Source organism: Arsenicicoccus dermatophilus (genome assembly GCF_046267915.1).
Lineage (GTDB): Bacteria > Actinomycetota > Actinomycetes > Actinomycetales > Dermatophilaceae > Arsenicicoccus > Arsenicicoccus dermatophilus_A.
This window is the reverse complement of the sequence record NZ_CP176520.1, coordinates 601,203-617,593: the sequence shown is the minus strand read 5'-3', so window position 1 is coordinate 617,593 and position 16,391 is coordinate 601,203. Positions and strand designations below refer to the sequence as shown.

Annotated in this window: 19 protein-coding genes and 1 tRNA gene; 5 read left to right on the top strand and 15 right to left on the bottom strand. The window is 73.2% G+C overall.

Annotated features, from left to right (window positions below; translation table 11 throughout):
* Window positions 1-25: 25 nt before the first annotated feature.
* Window positions 26-274, top strand: coding sequence for an addiction module antidote protein (locus tag ACK2IS_RS03260; RefSeq protein WP_409484729.1), 249 nt, complete (start codon window positions 26-28; stop codon window positions 272-274).
* A gap of 328 nt (window positions 275-602) precedes the next feature.
* On the opposite strand, the gene ACK2IS_RS03255 is transcribed toward ACK2IS_RS03260, so the two are convergent.
* Genes ACK2IS_RS03255 through ACK2IS_RS03235 form a run of 5 tightly spaced genes read right to left on the bottom strand, consistent with a single transcriptional unit; the run spans window position 603 to window position 6,106 of the window.
* A complete protein-coding gene (locus ACK2IS_RS03255) occupies window positions 603-1,163 on the bottom strand; it encodes a hypothetical protein (protein WP_409484728.1) in 561 nt (186 codons plus the stop codon).
* Window positions 1,160-2,665: an isopentenyl-diphosphate Delta-isomerase gene (gene idi, locus ACK2IS_RS03250; protein ID WP_409484727.1), complete on the bottom strand. Its 1,506-nt coding sequence runs from the start codon at window positions 2,663-2,665 to the stop codon at window positions 1,160-1,162. The genes ACK2IS_RS03255 and idi overlap by 4 nt, the downstream gene beginning before the upstream one ends.
* On the bottom strand, window positions 2,662-3,894 hold the full coding sequence (locus ACK2IS_RS03245; protein ID WP_409484726.1) for an NAD(P)/FAD-dependent oxidoreductase: 1,233 nt from the start codon (window positions 3,892-3,894) through the stop codon (window positions 2,662-2,664). Before ACK2IS_RS03245 ends, idi begins: the two co-directional genes overlap by 4 nt.
* A 44-nt stretch (window positions 3,895-3,938) precedes the next feature.
* Window positions 3,939-5,393: a tryptophan-rich sensory protein gene (locus tag ACK2IS_RS03240; protein ID WP_409484725.1), complete on the bottom strand. Its 1,455-nt coding sequence runs from the start codon at window positions 5,391-5,393 to the stop codon at window positions 3,939-3,941.
* Complete coding sequence (locus ACK2IS_RS03235; RefSeq protein WP_409484724.1) at window positions 5,390-6,106, bottom strand: CPBP family intramembrane glutamic endopeptidase; 717 nt, start codon at window positions 6,104-6,106, stop codon at window positions 5,390-5,392. The genes ACK2IS_RS03240 and ACK2IS_RS03235 overlap by 4 nt, the downstream gene beginning before the upstream one ends.
* Before the next feature lie 31 nt (window positions 6,107-6,137).
* On the opposite strand from ACK2IS_RS03235, the gene ACK2IS_RS03230 reads away from it, so the two are divergent.
* Both ACK2IS_RS03230 and ACK2IS_RS03225 read left to right on the top strand, forming a co-directional pair.
* Entirely contained in the window at window positions 6,138-6,545 is a 408-nt protein-coding gene (locus tag ACK2IS_RS03230; protein ID WP_409484723.1) for a DUF3253 domain-containing protein, read from the top strand.
* Between the two features lie 6 nt (window positions 6,546-6,551).
* Complete coding sequence (locus ACK2IS_RS03225; protein WP_409484722.1) at window positions 6,552-7,037, top strand: MarR family winged helix-turn-helix transcriptional regulator; 486 nt, start codon at window positions 6,552-6,554, stop codon at window positions 7,035-7,037.
* Between the two features lie 34 nt (window positions 7,038-7,071).
* Here the strand turns inward: ACK2IS_RS03225 and ACK2IS_RS03220 are convergent, their stop codons facing one another.
* A complete protein-coding gene (locus ACK2IS_RS03220) occupies window positions 7,072-7,362 on the bottom strand; it encodes an LPXTG cell wall anchor domain-containing protein (protein ID WP_409484721.1) in 291 nt (96 codons plus the stop codon).
* 86 nt (window positions 7,363-7,448) lie between these two features.
* Here ACK2IS_RS03220 and ACK2IS_RS03215 point away from each other — a divergent pair, with 86 nt between their 5' ends.
* Window positions 7,449-8,189: a spermidine synthase gene (locus ACK2IS_RS03215; RefSeq protein WP_409484720.1), complete on the top strand. Its 741-nt coding sequence runs from the start codon at window positions 7,449-7,451 to the stop codon at window positions 8,187-8,189.
* On the opposite strand, the gene ACK2IS_RS03210 is transcribed toward ACK2IS_RS03215, so the two are convergent.
* The 4 genes from ACK2IS_RS03210 to ACK2IS_RS03195 all read right to left on the bottom strand — a co-directional run bounded on the left by ACK2IS_RS03210 (window position 8,099) and on the right by ACK2IS_RS03195 (window position 9,957).
* Complete coding sequence (locus tag ACK2IS_RS03210) at window positions 8,099-8,494, bottom strand: DUF952 domain-containing protein (RefSeq protein ID WP_409484719.1); 396 nt, start codon at window positions 8,492-8,494, stop codon at window positions 8,099-8,101. The two genes, ACK2IS_RS03215 and ACK2IS_RS03210, sit on opposite strands and share 91 nt — an antisense overlap.
* 72 nt (window positions 8,495-8,566) lie before the next feature.
* Window positions 8,567-8,640 (bottom strand) — tRNA-Lys (locus tag ACK2IS_RS03205).
* Window positions 8,641-8,739: 99 nt separating this feature from the next.
* A complete protein-coding gene (locus ACK2IS_RS03200; protein ID WP_409484718.1) occupies window positions 8,740-9,447 on the bottom strand; it encodes a GAF and ANTAR domain-containing protein in 708 nt (235 codons plus the stop codon).
* A 327-nt stretch (window positions 9,448-9,774) separates the two neighbouring features.
* Window positions 9,775-9,957: a hypothetical protein gene (locus tag ACK2IS_RS03195; RefSeq protein WP_409484717.1), complete on the bottom strand. Its 183-nt coding sequence runs from the start codon at window positions 9,955-9,957 to the stop codon at window positions 9,775-9,777.
* Window positions 9,958-10,131: 174 nt separating this feature from the next.
* On the opposite strand from ACK2IS_RS03195, the gene ACK2IS_RS03190 reads away from it, so the two are divergent.
* The gene (locus tag ACK2IS_RS03190; protein WP_409484716.1) at window positions 10,132-10,752 is read left to right on the top strand and encodes a hypothetical protein; all 621 of its coding nucleotides are present in this window, start codon (window positions 10,132-10,134) and stop codon (window positions 10,750-10,752) included.
* Window positions 10,753-10,837: 85 nt separating this feature from the next.
* On the opposite strand, the gene ACK2IS_RS03185 is transcribed toward ACK2IS_RS03190, so the two are convergent.
* From ACK2IS_RS03185 to ACK2IS_RS03165, 5 genes are all read right to left on the bottom strand, one after another.
* Window positions 10,838-12,121 (bottom strand): NAD(P)H-dependent oxidoreductase, encoded by a 1,284-nt coding sequence (locus ACK2IS_RS03185; protein ID WP_409484715.1) that lies wholly within the window; start codon window positions 12,119-12,121, stop codon window positions 10,838-10,840.
* A complete protein-coding gene (gene rfbC, locus ACK2IS_RS03180) occupies window positions 12,118-12,714 on the bottom strand; it encodes a dTDP-4-dehydrorhamnose 3,5-epimerase (RefSeq protein ID WP_409484714.1) in 597 nt (198 codons plus the stop codon). Before rfbC ends, ACK2IS_RS03185 begins: the two co-directional genes overlap by 4 nt.
* The gene (locus tag ACK2IS_RS03175; protein WP_409484713.1) at window positions 12,714-13,754 is read right to left on the bottom strand and encodes an NAD-dependent epimerase/dehydratase family protein; all 1,041 of its coding nucleotides are present in this window, start codon (window positions 13,752-13,754) and stop codon (window positions 12,714-12,716) included. Before ACK2IS_RS03175 ends, rfbC begins: the two co-directional genes overlap by 1 nt.
* Before the next feature lie 8 nt (window positions 13,755-13,762).
* Window positions 13,763-14,602 carry a sugar phosphate nucleotidyltransferase gene (locus ACK2IS_RS03170; RefSeq protein WP_409484712.1) on the bottom strand — a complete coding sequence of 280 codons (840 nt, stop codon included), beginning with the start codon at window positions 14,600-14,602 and terminating at the stop codon, window positions 13,763-13,765.
* A gap of 400 nt (window positions 14,603-15,002) precedes the next feature.
* On the bottom strand, window positions 15,003-16,376 hold the full coding sequence (locus ACK2IS_RS03165) for an L-serine ammonia-lyase (RefSeq protein WP_409484711.1): 1,374 nt from the start codon (window positions 16,374-16,376) through the stop codon (window positions 15,003-15,005).
* Window positions 16,377-16,391: the final 15 nt, after the last annotated feature.

The window sequence follows — 16,391 nt, the reverse complement described above, 5'->3', positions numbered from 1 at the left end:
GGTGGCGGTTCGAGCCGATCTCGTCATGCAGGACCCAGCCAGCCCGGCCCTTCTGAGCGCCCGCAGCGGTGGACCCGCCCGGCTCCAAGCCGCCCTCGGTGACATCGCCAAGGCCCAGGGCATGGCAGAGGTCGCCCGCGCCGACGGCGTCGGCCGCGAGTCTCTCTACACGTCGCTCAGCACGACCGGCAACCCGTCCTTCCACACCATCGCCAGAGTCGTCGACGCCCTCGGTGGCCAGCTCACCGTCGCACCCAAGGAACCCGCCGACTGACGCAGCCGCATGCGCCACCATGGAACGGGGCTGCTGTCGTTCTCGCTGACGGTCGTGTCGAAGAGCGCGTCTCGAGGCCTGTGCCGAGGTCTGGTCTGGGTTGCCGGCCCTGGTACACCCCTGCGGGCTTTCTGGCTGGTCGCCACCACTTCCATCACCATCACTTCCCGCCAGCCACAGGCTCCTGGAAGACGGGGTCTTCCCGCCGCTGACCTGGGCGAAGATGCCACGGACGGGAACAGCGTCGAAGACGACCCGTCTTGAGCACCGCACGCGGCAGCGAGGGCGACCATGGTAGTCCTGTCCTCCACCATCGACACCACCATCCTCACCCGCTCCTCCGCCACACCTGACCCAGCCGGCGGGGCGGTCGCGCGAGCCCCCAGGTCGCACCGACCAGCCCACCGAGCGTGTCGGCGACCAGGTCGCCCACGGTGTCCAGGCCCCCGACCTCGATCCGCTCCGCCAGCCACCGGTGCCCGGCCAGCTCCCCCAGCTCCCACACGACCCCGAGGACCAGCACCAGGAGCACCGTCCGGAGCACCTGCCCGTATGTCGGACCGGCTGCGCCGGTCAACCGCACCACCAGCACCCCGAGCACCAGACCGCACCCGGCGTGGGAGACCAGGTCCAGGTGCGGCACCCGCTCGAAGGTCCTCGCCGCAGCCCACCACCCCGAGGCGAGGAAGCAGGCCTGCCCGGCGAGGTCGACCGGTCCCGGCAGGTCGACGAACCGCAGCAGCATGCACCCGCCCAGGACGAGCGCGAGGGCGAGCCCAGCGGCGGTGCCGTAGGTCACGGCGACGACCGGCACGGATGCTGCGGCCGCCAGCCGCAGCACGTCGGTGCCGCGCCACCGGTCCTGACCGTCCAGCCAGGCCCAGCTCATGCCTTGTCGACAGGTGACGCGGCGCCGATGCTCACGTCGGTCGGGGGCGCGGCGGACGGGGGCGCGTCGTTCGGGGACGCCGCCGCGGCCGGCGGCAGCGCCGCCAGGTCGGCAGTCGGCCAGCGGCGCGGGTCGTCGGGCAGCCCGGCGAGCAGCGCCACCTGCTCGGCGCACCACGGCGAGACCTCCCGGTCGCCGGCGAGCACCCCGTTGCGCAGCGCGGGCCAGGGCTCCCACCAGGTCTCGGCGACCTCCGCGGGGTCGGGCTGCAGTGCGGCGGAGCCCGCCACCGGGGCGACGTGCACCGGGCACAGCTCGTGCTCGACGACCCCGTCCATCTCGGCGCGGTAGGCGAAGTCCGGCAGCACCACCCGCACCTCGTCGAGGGCCAGGCCCAGCTCGGTGCGGGCGCGCCGCCGCACGGCCTCGGCGAGGGGCTCCCCGGGTGCGGGGTGGCCGCACACCGTGTTGGTCACCAGCCCGGGGAAGGTCGCCTTGTCCCAGGCCCGGCGGGACATCAGCACCCGCCCGGCGTCGTCGACGACGTAGCAGGAGAAGGCCAGGTGCAGCGGCGTGTCCTCGTGGTGGACCGCGGCCTTGGGGGCGGTGCCGAGGGCCCGTCCCCGGGCGTCGAGCAGGACCACCTCCTCCTGCGGCGGCGCAGCCGGTCGCACGGGCAGGTCGGCCCACCGGGTCCACCCGCACCGGGCCAGCCAGCGCCGCCCCGGGGAGCCACCCTGGGCCCAGCCGCGCCGCAGCGTGCGCATCGCCATGTGCACGCGACGCCAGGCCTGCGCGCGGGAGGCGAAGATCCGCCCGGCGACAGCCACCTGCAGGCGGGGGTCCAGCCGCACCCGGGCGTCCGGCCCGAGCGCCATGGACAGGTCGAGGTCGTCGTGCACGTCCGGGTCGGTGCGGGTGACCAGGTGTCGCACCGATTCCCAGGTCGTGCGGCGCAGCGCCATGTTGGAGCCCCACAGCGGTATGCCGGCGAGCGCCGATCCCGTCGCGCCGAAGGCCCCCACGGCATACAGCACCGCGGCAGGGCCGGCCCAGGGGCGGGGCAGGTCGTAGAACCGACCCGGCCCGGTGAGCGCGTCGAGGGTGGGGTCCTGCTCGAAGCGGTCGTGGATCCGGGCGATCCAGTCGGCGGGCAGCACCGAGTCGGCGTCGCAGCGGGCGATGATCTCGCCGGTGACGTTGTCGTAGCCGCGGGCCGCGGCCGCCGGGATGCCGCGGACCGGCTCGGCCACGACGCGGGCGCCGTGCCGGCGGGCGACGTCGGTCGAGTCGTCGGAGCTGGCGTTGTCGACCACGACGACCTCCCACGGCCGCCGGGTCTGCGACTGCAGGGAGCGCAGGCAGCGCTCGAGCAGGGCGGCGTCGTCGCGCACCGGGATCACCACGGAGATCCGCAGGCCCCGGCTTGCGGACGGTCCTGCGTCCGGTCCTGCGTCCGCGTGCCCCACCTGGACGTGGCTCGCCTGCTCGGTGGCGGTCACCGGCCGCACCGGGCGGCGACCAGCGCGGCGGCGCGGACGCCCGACACCAGCGCGCCCTGCAGCGACGCGGTGTCCCGATGGTCCCCGCAGACCACCGTGGCCTCGTCCAGCGCCAGGGGCCGGCGCAGCTGCACCGGAGACGGCTGGACGGGCAGGGCGTCGGTCACGTCGTGCCGCACCACCAGGTCCCAGCCGCGGGTGTCGCACGCATGGAGCTCGGCGAGCTGGGCGCGCACGTCCGCCTCGGTCGCCCGGCAGCCCTGCTCCACCGCGGTGGCCTGCACCAGGTGCCGTCCGGGCGGGGCGTAGCTCGGCGCCGCGTTGGTCATCACGGCGGTGTTGACGAGCGGGCCGCGTCGGCTGCGGGCGTCCAGGAGCAGCAGGTCCGTGGCGGTCGGGCGCTCCTCGGTGGCGAACCACCAGGTCACCAGCGGCTTGGTCGCCACGGCGGGCAGCGGGGTGAGCCGGCCGACCTCGCGCGGGTCCACGGCCACCACGACCTGGCGGGCCCGCAGGCTCTCCCCGCCCGCGTGCACCACCGCGCCATCGCCGTCGCGGGCGACCCCGTCGACGCGCGCCCCGGTCCGGACCGGTCGGGACAGCCGGGCCGCGAGCTGGCGCGGGAGCGCCGACATACCCTCGGCCGGGACGCCGGGGGTCGCCCGGACGAAGGACCGCACGAGCAGCCGGACGTAGGCCGCCGAGGACGAGCCCTCGCTCTCCAGGATCGTCCCGGCGAGGAAGCGCTCGATCACCTCGTGGCGCAGCGGCCCCTGCGCGCCGCAGCGGTCGAGCGAGGCGCCCCACCCCTCGTCGCCGTCGGCGAGCGCGGCCACCGGGCCGAGGGCGGGCAGCACCCAGCGGGCCGCCCCGAGGAGCTGTCGCGGGGTGAGGTAGCCCGAGCGCAGGGTGTCGAGCAGCCGGTCGGGGTGCCGCAGCGGGTCGGCCACGACGGCGCGGCCCTGGTCGCGCAGCACGCCCACCCCTCGCCCGAAGGTCCGCAGGTCGAGGGCGTCGACGTCCACGTCCGAGCGGATCCGCGGATAGGCGGGGTTGAGGACCTGGAAGCCCCGGTCGCAGCGGTAGCCGTCGATCACGTCCGTGCGCACCCGGCCGCCCACGTCGTCCCCGGCCTCCAGCACGAGCACGTCCAGCCCGCGCGCGGCGAGCCGGCCCGCGCAGTGCAGCCCGGCGATCCCGGCCCCCACCACGATCACGTCGGCGTCCACGGGTCCTCCTCAGGTCGAGCGGTATGCCGGGGTAGCCGGCGGGGTCAGCGGTTGCGGCGGGCGATGGCGGCGGTGAGGACGGTCGCGAAGGCGGTCCAGGCGGCGTAGGGCGCGAGGACCACGGCCTTCTCGGCGCTGACCCGACCCGACCGCCGCACCAGGTCGGCGCTGGACAGGGCAAGCAGGGCGGCCTCCGCGGTGGCCAGGGGCAGCCGGTGCCCGCGGAAGAACACCGCGCTCCACCCGGCGTTGAGCGCCAGGTTGACCCCGAGCGCCGTGAGGTAGGCGTGGCGCTCGTCCTCGCGTCCCGTCTCGGCGAGGTCGGCGAGGCTGAGCGCGCCGACGACGGCGACGTCGGCGTAGAGCAGCATCCACACGACGGGAAAGACCCAGCCCGGCGGCTGCACGGCAGGCTTGTCCAGGCGGCGGTACCACCGGCTGGTCGGGTCGGTGGCCAGGCTGCCGAGCCCTGCGGTGAGGGCCACGGCGGCGGACGTGCCGGCGAGGGTGCGTCGCCACCTGCGGGTGTCCTGCCCTCGGGCGGCCGCGCGCACGGCGTCCTCGAATCCCGTCGCCCCGCCCTCGGGCTCGCCCACCAGGTCGGCCAGGTCGTGCTCGTCGGCGACGGTGTCGTGCAGCAGGCTGCCGACCAGCGGCTCGGCGAGGGCGTGCGGGACCGGGGTGACCAGCCCGATCCACCGGGCGGCCGCGCGCGGGGTGGTGACCGGCGCGGTGAGGACCAGGCGCGGGCCCAGCCCCACGGCCTCGGCATACCGGCTCATCATCTGGGCATAGCTGACGACGTCCGGCCCGGCGACGTCGAACTCGCGGTTGTGCTCGGGCCCCAGGTCGGCCGCGGTGACGAGGTAGTGCAGCACGTCGGCGACGGCGATGGGCTGGATCTCGTTCTGCAGCCAGCTCGGCCCGATCGCACCGGGCAGCCGCTCGGCGAGGTGGCGCAGCATCACGAAGGACTGCGACCGGTCGCCCAGCACCACCCCGGCCTGCAGGACGGCGGTGGGCACGCCCGAGGCCATCAGGATCTGGCCGACCTCGACCCGGGAGGCGAGGTGCTCGGACAGCTCGTCGCCCTCGGGGTGCAGACCACCGAGGTAGACGATGCGGCTCACCTCGCAGGTGCGCGCCGCCTCGGCGAAGGACCGGGCCATGTCCCGCTCGGCCTGCTGGAAGTCGTCGGCGTCACCCATCGAGTGCAGGAGGTACCACGCCACGTCGACGCCCTCCAGGGCACGGCGCAGGTCGGCGTCCTCGGTGGCGTCGCCTGCCACGACCTCGACCTGACCGGCCGCGGCCGGGCCGTCGACGACCCGGTCGCCCCAGTCGGCGTCCTGGACCTTGTCCACGCTGCGGCTGAGCACCCGGACCCGCCAGCCACGCTCGAGCAGGGCGCCGACGAGCTCGCCGCCGACGTAGCCGGTGGCCCCGGTGACGAGCCCGAGGCGGGTCCGGTCCGGACGGGCGCAGGCGGCGTCGGTCATCGAGGCTCCAGGAGGGCCAGGGTCGGTCCGAGGAGCAGCAGCATCCCGACCGACCAGGTGAGGTGGGCGAGCACCGGGGCGAGGACGCCCCGGGTGAGGCGGCGCAGCACCGCGACGGCGAGACCGAGCAGGAGGGCGGCCAGGGCGAGCAGGGGTATGCCGGACAGCGCGGTGACCAGGGTGTAGACGGCCGTGGTCACCAGGATCGCCCGACGACCGCCGAGCGCGTCGTAGAGCGCCCCGCGGAAGAACAGCTCCTCGACGATCCCGTTGACGACGGTGATGGCGAGGACGACCGGCAGCGAGCCCCACTCGGCGTGGGCGAGCAGCTGCTGGACGGGCTCGCGCAGCGGCGGGACCTGCGCGACGACGGCCGCGCCCAGCAGGAAGACCACGAGCAGGACGAGCCCCACGCCCAGGCCGAGCAGGGCGAGCCGGGCCGAGTGGTGCGAGTCGTGCTCGCCGGTGGCCCGCAGCGGGCGGCCGGCGAGACGGGCCCCCAGGGCCCACACCGCGGCCAGCGCCAGCGTCGCGGGATAGAAGAGCGCGTCGCCCGGGGCGATCCGCAGGGCCCAGGCGAGGGTGGCGGCGCCCACGACGGTCACCACGGCGGTGACGGCGCGACGCCGGTCCCGGGCCCGGGGGTCCTCCCGGTCGGCGACGGCCACCTCGCCGTCACGGCGCGCGACCAGCAGGGACAGCCAACGATCCATGAGGTTCACCCTAGCCCGATATCCTTCGACCGTGGAATCATCAACCACCCGGATCGCCGCATCGGGGGCCGCCCAGGGCTCGGGCCGGTCACCGGGCGCCGCCCCGGACGCGACGCAGGGCGAGGTGCGGGTCGGCTCGCAGGAGGCCTCGCCCGGTGGCGAGGCGTCGGTGGCCGGGACGATCCTGCGGCAGCTCGCCGCTCGCTCGCCCGCCGCCTCGATCTGCCCCTCCGAGGTGGCCCGCGCGCTGTGGCCCGACGACTGGCGACCCCGCATGGACGAGGTCCGCGCCGTCGCGTCCGTCCTGGTCCGGCAGGGCCAGGTGGTGGCCACCCGCGGCCCGGACGTGGTGGACGTGCTCGCCCCCGGCGGCCCGGTGCGGCTGCGCCGCGGGCCGCGGTGGACCGGACCCGACCCGGGCGGGCGATCCGTAGACTGACGGGTAATGACCGACCATTCCCCCCTCCCGACGCTCCCTGCCCGCCGGCTGCGGCGCGCGGTGCGCGAGCTCACGCTGTGGAGCCAGGCCTACGTGGTGCGCGCCGCCCGTCGGCGCGGGATGCACGACGCCGACGTCCACGCCATCGGCCTGGTCCGCGCGGCCGGCGACCGGGTCGTCAGCCCCGGGGACCTGGGTCGCTCGCTCGCGCTCTCCCCCGCCGCGGTCAGCGCCCTGCTCGACCGCATGGAGCGCAGCGGCCACGTCTGCCGCTCTCGCTCCGACCGGGACGCCCGCCGCGTTGAGCTCACCCTCACCGACCAGGCGCTGCGCACCAGCGACGAGCTGTTCACCCCCCTGGTCCGGGCCTACGACCAGGTCCTGGCGGGCTACACCGACGAGGAGCTCGACCTGGTGGTGCGGGTGCTGGACGACCTGCTGGCCGCGACCGTGGCAGCCGCCCCGGGCGGCGAGCAGCCCCGCCCTCGCTGACGAGGACGGGGCCGGTGCGTCGGCGTACGGCAGGTCAGCCCTTGTTCCGGCGCCCGCGCAGGAAGTAGGCCCCCAGCCCGAGCAGCGTGGCGAGCATGACCCCGCCCAGGACGTAACCCGTGGTCAGGTCACCGCCGGTGCCCTTGCTCGCGGGAGCGCTGCTCGAGGGCGCCGAGGTGGGGGTGGCGGTGTCGGCCGGCAGGGCGAGCGCGGCGGCAGGTGCCGGCGCGGCCACGGCGCCGGGGGCGTCCGCGACGACCGGGGCGGTGGCGGCGCCCAGCGCCAGGGCCAGGGCGACGGCGCGGTGGGTGAGCGGGCTGGGCATCGTTCCTCCAGGTGTTCGCGGACTCGGGACACTGGTGCCCCTACCCTCCCGGCTCGCAGGGCATGCGTGGTGGATCATCTGTGTGCATGAGTCTCGGTGAGCAGCACGGCGGTCCGCTGACGGTGGTGGACCGGGGGCAGGGCGTCAACGGCGAGCTCGTGCTGCGCTCGGACGGGGCGGACCTGGAGGTGGTGGCCAACGGCGTCTTCCTCATGGACACCCGGGTCACCGTGTCCGAGCGGGCGATGGTGCGCGACACCCTGGCCCACGTCGGCGCCGGGGCCCGGCTGCTCGTCGGCGGGCTGGGGGTCGGCTCCTCGGTGCACGAGGCGCTCGTGACCGGCGCCGGCGAGATCGACGTCGTGGAGATCGAGCCGCTCGTGATCGCCTGGTGGGAGCGGTGGTTCCGCGCCCACTGGGGGCTGTCGACCAGCCGGTGCCGCCGGGTCCGGATCGTGCGGGCGGCGCTGCAGGACTACGTCCGGACCTGCGAGCGGACCTACGACGCGATCGTCCTGGACACCGACAACGGCCCCGAGTGGCTCGTCACGTCGGGCAACGCCCCGATCTACGCCCTGCCCGCCCTGCGTGCGGTCGCCCGGCTGCTGGCCCCTGGCGGGCGCTGCGTCTACTGGTCCGCCTCCCCGTCGGCGGACTTCGAGGAGCGGCTGCGCCAGGTGTATGCCGACGTCGAGCGCCTCGACGTGCCACGCGGTGACGTGCCCCCCGACGTGCTCTACGCCTGCGAGCGCCCGATCCTCAGCTCCCCGTCCTCGAACCACGCGGGCACGACGGAGATCACCGCTTCCGGGGGCAGCGCGCCGTAGACGTGCGGGAAGATCTCCTCGCCCACCTGCTCCATCCTGAGGTAGGCGCGCCCGAGCAGGGCCGGCTCGATGATCAGCACGACCAGGGGCCCGGGCACGTCGCGGTAGAACCGTCGCGCGGTCTGCGGGAGCTGCTCGGGGGAGGAGCAGTGGATGAAGCCCTCCTCCGCGAGCGTGCGGCCGTACGTCGAGGTGGTGTAGGCGCCCGCGGCGAGGCCCTCCTCCCACGCGGCCTGCGTGGTCAGGTGACCGACGATGTCGGCGCTCTGCGGCTTGCCGGCGGTGCGGCGGGGGCGACGGGTCATGGCTCCATGGCACCACACCCCGGACGGGCGACGTGGCGGGAGGCGTCGGGCAGGTCGCCGGACGACGGACGGTGGGCCCCGTGGGGCTCGAACCCACGACCTATGGATTAAAAGTCCACAGCTCTGACCAACTGAGCTAGAGGCCCGTGCGACGGGCGGCCTCCGACGTGGGCCGGGTGCTCGCCGTCGGAATTCATCCTAGCCAGTGGCCGGACGTCTGCCGGTCGGCCGGCGCGCCGCGGGCGTCAGCGGCGGCTCTGGGCCCGCTGGCCCCGCACGATCTCCTCGGCGACGGTGGCGAGCTTCATGTTCAGGTGCTGGCTGGTCGTCCGCAGCACCTCGAACGCCTGCCGGTCGTCGACCTTGCGCGCCGCCATGATCAGGCCGATGGCCTTGCCGATCTCCCGCGAGCTCTCCAGCGCGCGGGTGAGGTGACGGGCCTCCTCGCGGGCGACGACCGTCGCGATCGACGCCGACGCCATGGCGGCCAGCACCGAGGCCTGGTCCACGGAACGCTGCGTGAGCCCGCCGGGCGTGTCGCTGAAGAAGTCCAGGGCACCGGCGCGTCGGTCGTCGATCCGCAGGCGGCACCCGATCATCCCGCGCACGGGCGTGTCGGCGAGCACCCGCTCGGCGAGGGTGGGCCAGGTGGGGTCGCGGCTCAGGTCGGGGTCGAGCTGGATGGCGTCGTCCTGGTGCTCGATCGCGTCGATGCACGGCCCGGCATCGACCGCGATCTGCAGGTCGTCGACCTGCTGGGCGACCTCGTCGCTGACCGCGGCGCAGACGTAGTGGTCGTGGTGGTGGAGCATGATCGCCGCGTGGTCGCAGCCGTCCACGAGATGAACCGCGGCGGCCACGATCGAGGCGTAGATCTCCGTGGGCTCGTCGGTCTCGTGCACCAGGGCGTTGAGCGTCGTGAAGACCTCCGCCTCCGGGGTGGGCTCGACCACCGTGGGTCTCCTCTCTACGACTGCGGGCGTCAGGGGAATCGTAGGGGCTTTCCCGGGGTATGGCCGATGTCGTGCGGGGAGAGCCGTTCACTCGACGATTCATCGAACGGTGCTTCCGCGGTCCAGCAGAGCGGCCGCGGCCCCGCACCTCACCTGTGCGGGTATGGTGCCCCCTGCCCGCCGTACCCCGGACCACGACGCGACGCGGCGCGACGCACCAGGAAGTACGCCCCAGGCGTCGGTTCGACGTCGCCATGATCTGCCCCGACGCGCCCGGGCCGTCATCGCTTCGCGAGAGGAGCGACGGCGGCCCGGTCGGTCCGCAGCTCAGGCGCTGCGCTGCTGCGCACCGCCCTTGAGCTCGATGACGAGATGATCCAGCGCATCCGCCAGGGTGGGCATCGCCGTGCGCACGGTGTCGTGCTGCTGGGCGAGATAGGCAGGGTCGCTGCCCGTCTCGAGCCAGGCGCGCACCACCTTGTCGAGAGCGGCGAGTCGACGGTCTTCCATGGTGACCTCCTTGTCACGTGTCGGCGATCATCCTGCCACCGCTCGACCGGCGTCGCGGCTCGGGAGGGCCTTCCGCGCCAGGAAATGGTGTGACCTTTCCCACCGACGTCGCGCTGGGTTTCGCCATCCGGTCCCGGCTTGGGGACCGCATCACCGACCGTTACCGTCGCCGCCATGGACATCTCCCTGGAGAGCGTGCACGTCGGGGGTCGCAAGCTGGGCGCGCTGGTGCGTCGTCGCACCGCCACGGACCTGGGCTCGCTGACCGTCTTGCGCGACGACGCGGGCCTCCACCTCGCGCGGCTCGCCCTGGACCACCCCGGCGACGTGCGGGCCTGGACGAGCTTCACCTTCTGCTCGGCCGACGGGACCGTCACGGTCATCCGGCCGACCCCGACGACCCTGCAGGTCGACGGGCGATCCTGGACCGTCCCCGCCGACACCGTGCCCAGCCACGCCGGGCCGGTCCTGCTGGCCGAGATGCTCGCCGGCTGCCACACGGAGGCCGAGCTGCACGAGCTGCGGGAGTCCGACCCGAGCGCCCCGCCCGTCGCGGCGCACTTCAGCGTCGGCAACCCCGAGGAGGTCGACCTGCCCGGCGTCGGACCGCGCTCGCTCGGCAGCGTGACGCTCTATCGCGACGACGTGCCCGCCGACCGTTACTGGTTCGACGACCGCGAGGTGCTCGCCGGCGTCCGGCAGGGCGCGCGTTCCTATCACGTGGCCTCCCTGGAGGAGCTCCTCGACGGGCTCGACCCCGAGGTCGTGGCGGCGGTCCGGCACTTCCTCGCCTGAGCAGCGCCCCTGGCCGTATGCCGGAGCCCGGCGCCCCACCAGCAGGTGGGAGCACCGGGCTCGGGCGTCGTGCGGGGCGCCGGCCTCAGGACAGGCGGGCCTGCTCCTCGCGCAGCGCGTCGACGAGACGGCCCGGGGGCAGCTCGACGTCGGCGTAGGTGAGGTACTCGTCCTTCTTCACGTCCCGCGTCAGCACGCAGCCCTCGGCCACGCCCATGGGCAGCAGGTCCTCGGCCGCGGTGATGCCCGCGGCCTCGCACTGCCCGTAGCTGTCGTAGCCCCCGAGGCCGTCGAGCGTGTGCCCGGCGGGCAGGTCGCGCTTGGCGACGGTGATGACCTCCACGGTCGGCGGCCCTGCCGGCGTGATGGCACAGTCGCCGAAGAGCACCGCCCGGGCCACGGTCAGCGGCACCTCGAAGTGGCACAGGTGGTAAGGCGTGTAGAAGGAGTACAACGGTCCGTCGCCGAGCTTGTAGAGCTTGAGGTAGTGCTGCTGCCTGGGGTCGTCATGGGTGGCGAAGCAGTAGACGCCGGGCCCGGGCTGGGCGCCCACGACGTAGTCCACGACGCCCCCGAGGCGCTTGAGCTCCTCGACGTCGTAGAGCCTGGTGGCGGTGTCGACGTGCCCGCGGTGGTCGGCGCCGTTGAGTCCGCGCCGCGGCACCGTCATACCGGTCGCGTTGGCCACGAGGGCCTGCTCGAAGGACACCTTGGTGCCGTCCGCGAAGGACGTCACCATGTAGGGGTCCTGGCCCCACTGCCTGGCGAAACCCTCCTGCGTGGTGGGGTTGCGGTACTCGTCCTGCAGGCCCTTGATGTTGCCCATGACCAGCGGAGTGAGCCCGATGGACCGCACGAAGCGGTAGAGGTTCATCTGCACGCCGGGCTGGTCGCCGTCGCAGCCGGTGAGGACGACGCCCTTGGCGAGCGCCCGCTGCTGGAGCGCGTAGCCGACGGTGCCGTCGACCTCGGCGTTGAGCAGGACGACGTGCTTGCCGCCCTCGATGGCGTCGGTGACCACGTGCGCGCCGTACTCCACCGCGCCGGTGGCCTCGACGATCGCGTCGACGCAGGCGGATCCGGTGACCGCGGTGTGGTCGTCGGTGATGACGTGCCTGCCGGCCTTCACCGCCTCGTCGAGGGCGGCCGCGCAGTCCACGACCTGCCACTCGGTGATGCCGGCCTCGGTGTAGGCCCGCTCGGCGTTGGCCCGGGTGCGGTTGACGATGGCGACGACCTGCATCCCGGGCACGGAGTTCGTCACCTGGTTGACGAAGCCGCGGCCCATGAAGCCCGCGCCCACGAGGGCGACCCGGATCGGATTGCCCTCCTGCTCGCGCCGGGCGAGGGCGGTGTCGACGAGGATCATGCCTGCTCCTTCAGCTGCGCCTGGCGCGGAGCCGGCATGGTCTCGGGCCTGCGGACGTCGTCGCGCTCGGCGAAGAGCGGCCACTGCGCGTCCTTGTCGGAGACGACCTCGACCTCACGGCCCCAGTCGATCCCGAAGGCCGGGTCGTCCCAGCGGAAGCCGCGCTCGGTGTGGGGCGTGTAGGCGTGGGAGACCTGGTAGGTCACCTCGCAGCCGTCCTCGAGGGTGAGGTAGCCGTGCGCGAAGTACTCCGGGACGTACAGCGCCTGCCGGTTGTCCGCGGTGAGCTCGACCCTGACGTGCTGCAGGTAGGTCGGGGACTGCGGGCGCAGGTCCACGATGACGTCGACGATGCGGCCGCGGATGCAGCGCACCAGCTTGGCCTCGGGGGCCGGGTCGATCTGCTGGTGCAGCCCGCGGATCGTGCCGGCCTTGTGGTTGTAGGACATGTTGCACTGGACGACGGCGGGGTCGAGCCCGGCATCCCGGAACTCCTGGGCGCAGAAGGTCCGCGCGAAGAAGCCGCGGTCGTCCTCCAGGAGCGTGAGGTCGATCAGGGCCGGGCCGTCGATGTCGAAGGTGCGCAGACGCATCAGCGGACGCTCCCCGCCGGCGTGACCCAGAACATCTGGTCGTCGAGCTGCCTGGTGCGCATGAGGTGCTCCAGCTGCTTGAGGCGGGTGTGGCCGCGGCCGGTGAAGGTCGCCTCGTCCAGGTCGATGGTCGCGAAGACCTCGGCGAGCTGCCTGGCGCCTCGCTCGGCGTCCCACTCGCTCGCGTAGCCCGGCAGCTGCGTGGCGATCTTGTCGAAGTTGACCCGGTAGGACCGGTTGTCACCACCGTTGTCGCCGAAGGTCACCGCGCAGCCGGGGAAGGCCGCACCGACGATCTCGGCGATCTCCCGGACCCGCCAGTTGTGCTCGGTCTTGCCGACGTTGAAGATCTGGCCGTGGACGGTCTCGCGCGGCGCGGTGATCGCACAGCGGATCGACCTGGCGATGTCGAGGGCGTGGACCAGCGGGCGCCAGGGGGTGCCGTCGGAGGTCATCGCGATCTTGTTGGTGGTCCAGGCCAGCCCGGACAGGTTGTTGAGCACGATGTCGAAGCGCATGCGCGGGGAGGCGCCGTACGCCGTCGCGTTGCGCATGAAGGTCGGCGAGAAGGTGTCGTCGGCCATCGGCATGACGTCCCGCTCGACCAGGGCCTTGCACTCCGCGTAGGCCGTCTGCGGGTTGACCGGCGAGGTCTCGTCGACGACGCCGTCGGCGACGCCGTAGACCGAGCAGGAGGACATGTAGACGAACCGCTCCACGCCGGCCTGCTTGGCCAGCGCGGCGAGCGTGACCGAGCCCTTGTGGTTGACGTCGTAGGTGACGTCCGGGATGAGCGCGCCCAGCGGGTCGTTGGACAGCTCGGCCATGTGCACGACGGCGTCGTGACCGCGGACGTCGTCCGGCGTCAGGTGGCGGATGTCCTTGCGCAGCGTCCGGGCGCCGAGGTCGACGCCGTGGTAGAGCCAGCCCTGGGCGTAGAAGCCCGTGTCGACGCCGGTGACGTCGTGACCGTCGCGCATCAGCTCGGCTGCGACGAGGCAACCGAGGTAACCCTCGGTGCCGGTGACCAGAACCTTCATCGTCTCCCTCACTCCCAGATCTTCCAGGGCGCCTTGCCCTCGTCCCAGCGCTCGTTGAGCTCCTTCCAGTCCCGGAAGGTGTCCATGCCCATCCAGAAGCCCTCGTGCTCGTAGACCGCGAGCTCGCCGTCGCGCGAGGCCTGGCGCAGGGGCTTCTTCTCCAGCATGTCCTCGACCTCGATGCCGGCGAGGTAGCGGTCGACGAACTCCCGCTTCATCATGAAGAATCCGCCCGAGACCCAGCCCGCGGCCAGGGTGGGCTTCTCGTTGAACTCGGTGACCATCTCCCCGGCGTCGTCCACGTGCATCTCGCCGTACCGCGAGGCCGGGTGGACACCGGTGACGCAGGCGATCTTGTCCATCCGCACCGCGTGGCGGACCTGGGCGGTGAGGTCGACGTCACCGATGCCGTCGCCGTAGGTCAGCATGAAGTACGGCGCGTCGAGGTACCGGGCGGCGAGCTTGACCCGGCCGCCGGTCCCGGCGTCCAGACCGGTCTCGACGAGGGTGACCTCCCACTCCTCCTCGGTGCGGTCGCCGCCGCGGAACTCCGGCTCCTGCCCGGGGCGCAGGATGACGTCCGCGGAGAGCCGCTGACGGTCCAGGAAGTAGGTCTTGATGATGTCGGACTTGTAGCCGAGGCACAGCACGAACCGGCGGAAGCCGTGCTCGTGGTAGGTCTTCATGATGTGCCAGACGATGGGCTTGTCGCCGATGGCGATCATCGGCTTGGGGAGCCTCTCGCTGGCCTCGCGGATGCGGGTCCCCTGCCCCCCGCAGAGGATGACGACGGGGATCTGCGAGACGTCCACGCCTCGGTCTCCCGTCTCGTGCTGGTCAACGGTCACTGGGCTACCTCTCGTGTGGCGGCTGCGCCGGTCGGCGCCGAGCGGCCGCGTCCCCTGGCGCGCAGCTCCCCCCACGTCTCCCCAGGTCGTGACCGCCGGCGGCTCGCCCCCACGGCTCACGCCGGATCTCAGGTCGATCACAGCCGTTGATCACTCTAGGTGCCCTGGCCATGGCCTGTCGGTGGGCGAGGGAGTTATCACGAGGATGCGGCAAGTCATGCACGTAGAGTTACTCGTCGATACGCGTAGTCGTGTTCCACTGGTCCCTCGCGCCTGGTCGTGCGGGCCGTATGCCGGCGCCGTGGGTGCCGCGTCCCACCACGTCGACCCACGGCACCGCCCGCGACGGCAGCCTGCACCCCTCCCCGGCCTACACGGAACGTGACCGGCGGCGCGGGGGTCAGCACTCGATGACGTTGACCGCAAGCCCCCCGCGCGCCGTCTCCTTGTACTTCACCTTCATGTCGGCACCGGTCTCGCGCATGGTCTTGACCACCTTGTCCAGGGAGACGATGTGCCGTCCGTCGCCGTGGATGGCCGTGCGGGCGGCGGTGACCGCCTTGACCGCCGCGACCGCGTTGCGCTCGATGCACGGGATCTGCACCAGGCCGCCGACCGGGTCGCAGGTCAGGCCCAGGTTGTGCTCCATGCCGATCTCGGCGGCGTTCTCCACCTGCCGAGGGGTGCCGCCGAGGACGGCCGCCATACCCGCCGCAGCCATCGCGCACGCCGACCCGACCTCGCCCTGGCACCCCACCTCGGCCCCCGAGATGGAGGCCGTCTCCTTGATGATCACCCCGATCGCGGCGGCGGTGAGCAGGAAGCGCACGACCCCCAGGTCGGTGGCCCCGGGCACGAACCGCGTGTAGTAGTGCAGCACGGCCGGGATGATCCCGGCCGCGCCGTTGGTCGGGGCCGTCACGACCCGCCCGCCCGCGGCGTTCTCCTCGTTGACGGCGAGGGCGTAGAGCGTGATCCAGTCCAGGCCCCGCAACGGGTCGGGCTGCCCGTCCTCGATGGCGAGACGCACCGCGAGCTCCGGGGCACGGCGGCGCACCCGCAGCCCGCCGGGGAGGATCCCCTCGGTCGACACACCGTTGTCGACGCACTCCTGCATGACCCGCCAGATCCCCAGCAGCCCTTGGACGACCTCCTCGCGGGAGCGCCAGGACAGCTCGTTCTCCAGCATCACCTGGGAGATCGACAGCCCCGTCTCCTCGCAGATCGCGAGCAGCTCGTCGCCGGTGCGGAAGGGATGCGGCACCGGGGTCGTGTCCTCCACGATGCGGCGCACGCCGGAGCCGTCCTCGGTGACGACGAAGCCGCCGCCGACGGAGTAGTACGTCCGCTCGACCGGCTCGTCCAGGCCGTCCACGACCGCGGAGCAGGTCATCCCGTTGGAGTGGGCAGGCAGGGCCTGGGTGCGGTGCATCACCAGGTCGACGTCCTCGTCGAAGCCGATCTCGTGACGGCCGATCAGCCGGATCCGCTTGTCCTGGCGGATCTGGCGCAGGTCCCCCTCGCAGCCGCGCGGGTCGATGGTCTCGGGGGCGTTGCCCGCGAGGCCCAGCAGGACCGCCTTGTCGGAGCCGTGCCCGTGACCGGTCGCACCCAGCGAGCCGTAGAGCTCGACGTGCACCGTGCGCACCCGCTCCAGCAGGCCCTCCCGGTCCAGCAGCTCCACGAACATGAGCGCCGCCCGCATCGGCCCGACGGTGTGCGAGCTGGAGGGACCGATGCCGATCGAGAAGAGGTCGAAGACGCTGAGGGCCATGCCACGAACGGTATG

Excerpts from the sequence above, each read along its gene's own strand:
- ACK2IS_RS03215 (WP_409484720.1), top strand. The coding sequence starts at position 7,449 with ATGAGTCTCGGTGAGCAGCACGGCGGTCCGCTGACGGTGGTGGACCGG.
- ACK2IS_RS03195 (WP_409484717.1), bottom strand. The coding sequence starts at position 9,957 with ATGGAAGACCGTCGACTCGCCGCTCTCGACAAGGTGGTGCGCGCCTGG.
- ACK2IS_RS03185 (WP_409484715.1), bottom strand. The coding sequence starts at position 12,121 with ATGATCCTCGTCGACACCGCCCTCGCCCGGCGCGAGCAGGAGGGCAAT.
- rfbC (WP_409484714.1), bottom strand. The coding sequence starts at position 12,714 with ATGCGTCTGCGCACCTTCGACATCGACGGCCCGGCCCTGATCGACCTC.
- ACK2IS_RS03225 (WP_409484722.1), top strand. The coding sequence starts at position 6,552 with ATGACCGACCATTCCCCCCTCCCGACGCTCCCTGCCCGCCGGCTGCGG.
- ACK2IS_RS03210 (WP_409484719.1), bottom strand. The coding sequence starts at position 8,494 with ATGACCCGTCGCCCCCGCCGCACCGCCGGCAAGCCGCAGAGCGCCGAC.
- ACK2IS_RS03175 (WP_409484713.1), bottom strand. The coding sequence starts at position 13,754 with ATGAAGGTTCTGGTCACCGGCACCGAGGGTTACCTCGGTTGCCTCGTC.
- ACK2IS_RS03220 (WP_409484721.1), bottom strand. The coding sequence starts at position 7,362 with ATGCCCAGCCCGCTCACCCACCGCGCCGTCGCCCTGGCCCTGGCGCTG.
- ACK2IS_RS03255 (WP_409484728.1), bottom strand. The coding sequence starts at position 1,163 with ATGAGCTGGGCCTGGCTGGACGGTCAGGACCGGTGGCGCGGCACCGAC.
- ACK2IS_RS03260 (WP_409484729.1), top strand. The coding sequence starts at position 26 with ATGCAGGACCCAGCCAGCCCGGCCCTTCTGAGCGCCCGCAGCGGTGGA.
- ACK2IS_RS03235 (WP_409484724.1), bottom strand. The coding sequence starts at position 6,106 with ATGGATCGTTGGCTGTCCCTGCTGGTCGCGCGCCGTGACGGCGAGGTG.
- ACK2IS_RS03165 (WP_409484711.1), bottom strand. The coding sequence starts at position 16,376 with ATGGCCCTCAGCGTCTTCGACCTCTTCTCGATCGGCATCGGTCCCTCC.
- ACK2IS_RS03240 (WP_409484725.1), bottom strand. The coding sequence starts at position 5,393 with ATGACCGACGCCGCCTGCGCCCGTCCGGACCGGACCCGCCTCGGGCTC.
- ACK2IS_RS03190 (WP_409484716.1), top strand. The coding sequence starts at position 10,132 with ATGGACATCTCCCTGGAGAGCGTGCACGTCGGGGGTCGCAAGCTGGGC.